12 protein-coding genes are annotated in these 6,857 nt (G+C 35.5%); all 12 read left to right on the top strand.

Annotated elements, in window-relative coordinates:
* The first annotated feature begins 257 nt into the window (after positions 1–257).
* Complete coding sequence (locus tag MRT15_RS08180; RefSeq protein ID WP_304329591.1) at positions 258–1,406, top strand: hypothetical protein; 1,149 nt, start codon at positions 258–260, stop codon at positions 1,404–1,406.
* A 125-nt stretch (positions 1,407–1,531) separates the two neighbouring features.
* Positions 1,532–1,930, top strand: a complete 399-nt coding sequence (locus MRT15_RS08185) for a hypothetical protein (RefSeq protein ID WP_304329592.1) — start codon at positions 1,532–1,534, stop codon at positions 1,928–1,930.
* Between the two features lie 187 nt (positions 1,931–2,117).
* Positions 2,118–2,621 (top strand): hypothetical protein, encoded by a 504-nt coding sequence (locus MRT15_RS08190; protein ID WP_304329593.1) that lies wholly within the window; start codon positions 2,118–2,120, stop codon positions 2,619–2,621.
* Positions 2,622–2,751: 130 nt separating this feature from the next.
* Positions 2,752–2,937 carry a hypothetical protein gene (locus tag MRT15_RS08195; RefSeq protein WP_304329594.1) on the top strand — a complete coding sequence of 62 codons (186 nt, stop codon included), beginning with the start codon at positions 2,752–2,754 and terminating at the stop codon, positions 2,935–2,937.
* A gap of 179 nt (positions 2,938–3,116) precedes the next feature.
* A complete protein-coding gene (locus MRT15_RS08200; RefSeq protein ID WP_304329595.1) occupies positions 3,117–3,554 on the top strand; it encodes a hypothetical protein in 438 nt (145 codons plus the stop codon).
* A gap of 4 nt (positions 3,555–3,558) precedes the next feature.
* Positions 3,559–3,741, top strand: coding sequence for a hypothetical protein (locus tag MRT15_RS08205; protein WP_304329596.1), 183 nt, complete (start codon positions 3,559–3,561; stop codon positions 3,739–3,741).
* 134 nt (positions 3,742–3,875) lie between these two features.
* Entirely contained in the window at positions 3,876–4,172 is a 297-nt protein-coding gene (locus tag MRT15_RS08210; protein WP_304329597.1) for a hypothetical protein, read from the top strand.
* Positions 4,173–4,182: 10 nt separating this feature from the next.
* Entirely contained in the window at positions 4,183–4,752 is a 570-nt protein-coding gene (locus MRT15_RS08215; RefSeq protein WP_304329598.1) for a hypothetical protein, read from the top strand.
* Between the two features lie 68 nt (positions 4,753–4,820).
* A complete protein-coding gene (locus MRT15_RS08220) occupies positions 4,821–5,756 on the top strand; it encodes a hypothetical protein (protein WP_304329599.1) in 936 nt (311 codons plus the stop codon).
* Entirely contained in the window at positions 5,753–6,127 is a 375-nt protein-coding gene (locus MRT15_RS08225; RefSeq protein ID WP_304329600.1) for a hypothetical protein, read from the top strand. Before MRT15_RS08220 ends, MRT15_RS08225 begins: the two co-directional genes overlap by 4 nt.
* A gap of 196 nt (positions 6,128–6,323) precedes the next feature.
* Entirely contained in the window at positions 6,324–6,584 is a 261-nt protein-coding gene (locus MRT15_RS08230) for a hypothetical protein (RefSeq protein WP_304329601.1), read from the top strand.
* The coding region (locus MRT15_RS08235) for a hypothetical protein (protein WP_304329602.1) at positions 6,581–6,857 on the top strand (277 nt) is incomplete at its 3' end. The genes MRT15_RS08230 and MRT15_RS08235, both read left to right, overlap by 4 nt.

The following is a 6,857-nucleotide window of genomic DNA, read 5'->3' on the forward strand; positions in this document are numbered from 1 at the left end:
CCATTATTTTTTTATCATTAACACTAAGCATTTTCAACATATAAATCTAGGTTTAACTATTCAAAGACGATCGGTTATAATGTAGAGTTATAAGGTATATAATGTAAAGTTTTAACGTAAAGTTTAAATGTAAATATATACATAACTTATATTAGTTAAGGGTGTTTATATGGAAAGTGAAAACACCCTTACGGGCCACGACGGCCCGCTGCCACTTTTCAGTGGCAGCTATGCAATTAAAAGAGGGTGATGTGAAAATGGAAAGTGAAAAGAAAAACGAAACTGCAATATTCAAAATGATTGTTGATGGATCCACATTTAAAGAGCTTATGAAATATGTGGAAAAAGTGATAGATGAACCAACATTCATGGTTTACGAAAATAGGTTAGAGCTTAGAAATTTCGATAGAAGTAGAGTTATGCTCATAGAGTTAATAATTCCTTACACTGAAACAAATGAGCTTATAGTTAAGAGAGAGGGCCACATATGCTTTGACTTAAAGAAACTAAACAAATTGTTAAGAGCATTTAAGAAACCAACCAAAAAGCTCAACCTGGACGGTGAAATAGTAGTGGAAAGTGATGGAGAAAACCTTAAAGTAAACTTCCAAGGACAAAATCACACTTTACCACTATTGAAACCAAATGATTACTTGATATGCAATGATACACCTAAAATAGATTTTGATTGTGAAATAAGGATAGATGCAAAACAATTTTACGAAGCAATAAAACAATCAACTGAATATACAAACATTTGCGTAGGACTATATGCAAATAGAAACGAATTAAGAGTAATAGCAAAAGGTGAAAACGGAGAATACAAAAGGATATTCACAGAAATAAATGGAATAATAACATTGGATTGCTTAACTGAGGAAGTAAAGGCAGCATACGATCCAGAAATATTATCGAAAATATTGAATTTACCAATATATGAAATTGCAACAATAAGCTTTAAAGACGATCAACCAATAAAGATAGAGTGGAATACAAACAACCAAATACAACTAAACGCCTGGCTGGCCCCACGCATAGACGATAACAATATATTCGAAGAGGATCAAACAACAATAGAGAATAAGGAAACTCAAACCATAGAGCAAAGCAAAACTGAAACAAAAATAGAGGAACAAAAAGAGCAAAAAGAAAATATTGAAACTCAAAAAGTTGAAACTGAAACAAATGTAGAACAAAAGGAAAATCAACCAATAGAGCAGAAAACTGAAAATGTAGAGCAAAAAGAGGATTATCAACCACCAAAGAGAAAACCAATATTAAAGTTACCTGAAAATGAGCAGAAAAGTGAGGAAATAGATGAGTTTACAAGACTAGTACAAATATTCTGTAGACACGAACACATAATTAACAATAGATGCGTAACTTGTGGTAAAGTATTCCATTAAACCAAACCATTTTATTTTTTTTATTCATTAAATATTTTCCATGTAGGTTTATACTTTAAATATATAATGTAACTATTTACAGTAAAGTTTATATGTAAATAATGTATACTCTTATACGATCGAAAATGGAAAGTTGGAAGGAAGAGCTTTTAATGTCACTACTTAAGTGTGGTTACAGTGATTTAAATAGGTTGAACGAAGTGTTAGCTATTGCCAGGAAATTCGATATAACCATAGACGAAGTGGTATATTGGGCTGAGGAATTAGCCAATGGACAAGTAAAGTTTAACGATGTAATGACTGCAGCAATGAGTTTAATTTTACATAACATATCAGATTATGTAGATGACCTTGACATGTCAGAAAAGATATGGAATCATAAAATTACAGTCAACTACATGGATTCATGGTTTAACATAAAAGCACTCGATAAACTTAGAGATATAAAGGAAATAGAAAAGATGACGAAGGAACAGATAGTGGAGCAAGTGGTGAAAGAGGTAATAAAAGGAGAAAAACAATAAACATACCTTCCCCCTTTTTTTCCATTTTTGTTTGCTTTTATCATTATATATTTAATGTATTATTTTACAGTAAAGCTTATATGTAAATATATACATATTATTGTTAGAGGGGTTGATATGGAAAGTAAACCCCCAGCCCACGACGGGCTGCCCCAAATGGGGCTATGCAAAATGATGAGGTGGGAAGATGGGGACTAGGAGCGAAATACACATTAGGGACTTATCAATAGGCGATGTAATAGAGCTTTGGAAACATTGGGACGGTTACCCAAAATACATGGTTCCATTATTCAAAGAATTCGCAGTGTGGATTAGGCAGATGGTTAAAGAACAAGTACATTGGCTATCATACCCCGAAGATGTGGCAGCCTACTTAATAGCTTTCGAATGGGAAAAGACTAAGGAATGGATCGAATCGCTAGATGAAGATGAGCGTAGATTTGCATACCTAAAGCCCGACATAAGACCTAGAGGTAGAATTAACGATGTTCAATATGTCTACATATTGGATGTGGGAAACACATGGACGTTAAAGGGATATAGATGTGAAGGATTGGAATTAAGCGATGAAGAAAGAAAAATGATAAGGGAAGGAAGGGAAGACGAAATAGCACATCTAAGGAAAGTATGCGAAGAAAAGATCCTGGAAATCCAAATAGCCCCAACAATACAAACAACACAAACAAAATAAACCTTAAACCTATTTCTTTTTTATTTAATATTTAACGTAACCCAATCCCATTTACTTTTTGTTGAATATTTACATTATATTTTTACAGTAAAGTTTAAGTGTAAGCTAAGCGTAACTAGTATTGATCGAAATGGAAAGGAAAACAGAAAACAAAAAAGTGGACTTGGAGCTACTTGAAGTATGTCCTTGCTGCGGCCGACCAATACCACCAGACAGGAGAAGAGAGGTAACGATAAGATGGAAATGTTTTACAGAAACATATAAAGAAGCTCAAACTCAAGGTCGCAGAAAGAAGTGGAGTTTTGATAATCTCTAAAACCTTTTTCCTTTTCTTTTTGTTGATATATACATTATATATTATATTTAATGTATATGTTTACTGTAAATTTTTAACGTAAAATTTAAATATATGGTAAGCATAAATTATATTGAGGATTGGGCGGAAGCCTAATCCTCCCCCACGACGGGGTTATGCAACCCTGACGGGGTGATATAATGGCGGAAGCCGAACCCGAATTGGTTAAATTGGCTAAGTACATTGAGGAGAAGGAAAGGCAGCTAAGTAATTATAGCGATAAGCTTAGGGATAGCGTTGAGGCTATATTCTATTACTTCAGTAGGCAGAGCAGATGCCCCGTTTCAATTGATATAACTGATACCATACCGTTCTATCATAATGAAAAATACGATTTAGACTATTACCTGGCATTCCGTAGACATGACTTAGTGATAGTGATTAGACCTTCAGGACAAGACGAATGGGAGAATATTGAGGGACCCGGAAACATCTCAAGAGAAGCATTGAAGGCTTTAGTGAAGAGCGGTAGACTTGTGGAGTTCCTAAAGATCGTTGCTGAAACTTTAGAGAAGATGAATAAGGAATATGGTGAGGTAAGCGAAGCAGCTGAAAAGATGGCTAAAGCAATAGGGTGAGAACATGGAGAGATTAAAGTTTGCCACCTATTTGGAAGCATTAGAGAAACTTATGGAATCAATAAGATATCTATGCGAAGTTGTCGGAGCGGTACCGCTGAAATATGACATCATAATAGACATTGAACACCATGTAAAGAGATGGGAAGATCAACTAAAAGAGTTGATAAAAGAGCTGAGAGCGTAACGATCAACCACAACAACACAATAAACTTTTTTTATTTTTTCATTATTTTTCTTTATTTTTTGTAGCTTATACTGTAATTGTTTACAGTAAACTTTATATGTAACCCATACAATAATTAATTGGGAGGTGTCATAATGGAAAGTAGGGAAGCTGGAAGGAAGTCGGCATATGCGGTTATAGTTCCAAAGACTATGCCAGCGGACATTGACATGTACATGTTTGACACTAGGGAAGAAGTTAAAGCGTTTTTAAGTGGTACCCTTGCAACAGTACGGCCAGATATTGAAGGTGTAAGACCTGAATTGACGGATATCGCCTTTCTCATTGCATCAGCAAAGCATGCAAAGATCACTAGAAACTTCTATGGAGAAACTGTACTAGTATTGGAATATGATGAAAGCAAGTATCTATCGTTCTTCAAAAATCTATGAGGTGAATGTAATGCGTGTAGTCTTCAAATGCTCCAACCATGAGTTTTTCAATTACATGTTGGATGCATTCAGAACAGCGAAGGAGTTTGACAATTGGGATCTTGCAACATTAAAAATTACAGAGAATAGGGCTGAATACATAACTTGCTGTAAAAATGTTTGGTTCATAGAGAAGGTTAGTGATGGAGTTCTATTTGGCTATGAAGGAACAAGGGCTGGAGCAATCAGGTTACAACCATTTGCACCTGCAGGGGTTCGTTGGCACAGATACGACCCCCCAGTTCTTGAAATTGTGTTGGATTGGGAAGAGTATATAACAGTAGATGAAAATGGTAGAGAAGTTGGCAGAAGTTACGTTTCAACAAAGGTTAAGAGATTTGAACTGAAGTTAGTAGAGTATGAGACAACAACTCCGAAAAGATGGAAGTTAGAGTGGTATCATCAAATCGAAAGGATACCAGAGAGAAGTACAGCTGTGATAATGTCTCCGCATTACCCGCTGAAAATCGTCAGATATAAGAACGTTTACCTAGAGAAGGCATTGGAAAAAATGGAAAGAGAGCAAAACATCCAAACATAAACTTTTTCTTTTTTTTATTTTTTCTGCGGACATAACCCTATGTTTAGGTCCTCTAATGGGGGAGGTTTATGGATAACGCAACATTCCGCTTAACGATCGATGGGGTAATATTGAGGGAGATTGTAAAATACATTTTGAAATTCGATTCCGAGCCTACATTCAGAGTTTCAGATGAAAACATGGTTTTAAACACGATCAATGTGGAGAGGACCTCAACACTAAAATTGAAGATGATGGAGAGGTTGATGATAGATTACCACGTCGATAAAGAAGGATGCTTTGCAGCTGATTTGAAGATGCTATATAAAGCTTTAAGAGGGTTAAAGATGCCTGGGAGGAGTAGCGAATTAGATGAATCGGTAACATTGGAATGTGATGGTAGAAGTATGGTTGTGAAGTTTCAAGGGCAGAAGCATATAATACCATTACTCAAACCAAAATTAGTTGAAGTTCCTGAGCCAAACTTTGATTATGAATGTAGGGTTAAGGTCCTAGCGAAGCCATTATATGAAGCAGTGAAGCAGGCAGTTGAATACGATCAAAGGATAGTGTTGAAGGCAAATGGTAAGGAGCTACAAATATATTCGAATGGTGATCATGGATCCTTCACAAAAGATTTCAAACCATATGTCGATGAAGTAATATATATTGATTCGAAAAGCAATAGTGAAGTGAAATCATATTATGATGGAAGACAATTGACAAATATACTTAACCTTCCATTGATATGCGACTACATAACCCTAAATTTAAGTGGAAATTCACCATTAAAAATTGAGTTCATGGACCCAGACGTAGAGTTAACAGTATTCCTGGCAACAATGAACAGTAAATTGACATTTGAAGTGAAGCCTAAAATTAGGGAGGAACGTAAAGCCATAAAAGAAGATAAAGTTGTAGAGAAAAGCGAGGATAAATTCACATTACTAGTACAAGCATTCTGTAGACATGAGCATATTATGAATGGTAGATGTGTAACTTGTGGTAAGGTGATTGGGAAATGAGGGCATTATGGTGTAGTAAGCATAAACCATTGAAGGCTCAGCTACAGGTCCTCCAAGATCGTGGAGTTGAAATATTCATCCCAAATAAGACATTCTTCATTGATGCAGAGGAGATAGTTGATTTGGCATTGAAATATAATTGCAACATAATAATCACCGTGCTGCCATTATCCATGATTGCAAGGGTATGTGAAATTGCAGAGAAACATGACATCATAGTGCTATATCCACTTATGGAGGACCTGGACAATAATGCCGAATTAAATGAGGATACGGATGTAAAGGTAAACATTGCAGGAAGAGTTAAGGTGGCTAGGTTCAAATGTTTTAAGAGGGTTAGAGGAGTGAAACTTATACTTGAAGATTGGTGACGTATCAATACTTTTTCGTAAATACTTCTTTATTCTTTTGCTAAAAACTCATGTTACATGTCATATTGATTTTGCACATGTTAGTCTAGGTTTGAATTGAATTTTCAATTATGTTTTGAGTTCCAAACTTTTACTGTAAATCATATTTGAAAATGTTTAAATATATGTTTACCGCATACGTTTATTGGTGAAATATATGGGAATAAATGAAGATGGATTAAATAAGGTTGCAGAAAGATTTTGGAATAGGAGGGATGTAAGGGATGTATGTGGAGACATCGAAACCGTCAAGAAGATACTTCTTGAACATGCTAGGAACCCTGAAAATCAATGTATGAACTGCATATACAGTGCACCATACCGTGGAAGGCTTAGTTGGGTTAAAAGATACTGCGTATTGAAGCTAAAGCCAAACGGTAAATGTCCAATGCAAACCCCAATAGTAGGGAATAAGTGAAATTGACTAAATGCGTAAAATGTGGTAGGGAGGTTGGCATGAGCGAGATAAATGAGGAGATTTTGGAGAGGATGTGGGAGGAAATTGAATACGTAATATTCAAATATGCATTCAACAAGGGGAGAGACATAGTCATAGGGAAGATTGCCGAGAGACCAAACTACATTTGGATAGAAGTTACAGGTCCAATAAGACCAATATCGGGGTTAAACTACATATTGATAAGCAAACTATACCCTGAAAACGTTGAGAAGGCATATGAATGGCTGAAGG

Source organism: Candidatus Culexarchaeum yellowstonense (genome assembly GCF_024707025.1).
GTDB lineage: Archaea > Thermoproteota > Methanomethylicia > Culexarchaeales > Culexarchaeaceae > Culexarchaeum.

Bases quoted from the DNA above. Each gene is read 5' to 3' on its own strand.
- MRT15_RS08180 (WP_304329591.1), top strand. From the start codon at position 258: ATGGAAAGTGAAAAGAAAAACGAAACTGCAATATTCAAAATGATTGTT.
- MRT15_RS08185 (WP_304329592.1), top strand. From the start codon at position 1,532: ATGGAAAGTTGGAAGGAAGAGCTTTTAATGTCACTACTTAAGTGTGGT.
- MRT15_RS08190 (WP_304329593.1), top strand. From the start codon at position 2,118: ATGGGGACTAGGAGCGAAATACACATTAGGGACTTATCAATAGGCGAT.
- MRT15_RS08195 (WP_304329594.1), top strand. From the start codon at position 2,752: ATGGAAAGGAAAACAGAAAACAAAAAAGTGGACTTGGAGCTACTTGAA.
- MRT15_RS08200 (WP_304329595.1), top strand. From the start codon at position 3,117: ATGGCGGAAGCCGAACCCGAATTGGTTAAATTGGCTAAGTACATTGAG.
- MRT15_RS08205 (WP_304329596.1), top strand. From the start codon at position 3,559: ATGGAGAGATTAAAGTTTGCCACCTATTTGGAAGCATTAGAGAAACTT.
- MRT15_RS08210 (WP_304329597.1), top strand. From the start codon at position 3,876: ATGGAAAGTAGGGAAGCTGGAAGGAAGTCGGCATATGCGGTTATAGTT.
- MRT15_RS08215 (WP_304329598.1), top strand. From the start codon at position 4,183: ATGCGTGTAGTCTTCAAATGCTCCAACCATGAGTTTTTCAATTACATG.
- MRT15_RS08220 (WP_304329599.1), top strand. From the start codon at position 4,821: ATGGATAACGCAACATTCCGCTTAACGATCGATGGGGTAATATTGAGG.
- MRT15_RS08225 (WP_304329600.1), top strand. From the start codon at position 5,753: ATGAGGGCATTATGGTGTAGTAAGCATAAACCATTGAAGGCTCAGCTA.
- MRT15_RS08230 (WP_304329601.1), top strand. From the start codon at position 6,324: ATGGGAATAAATGAAGATGGATTAAATAAGGTTGCAGAAAGATTTTGG.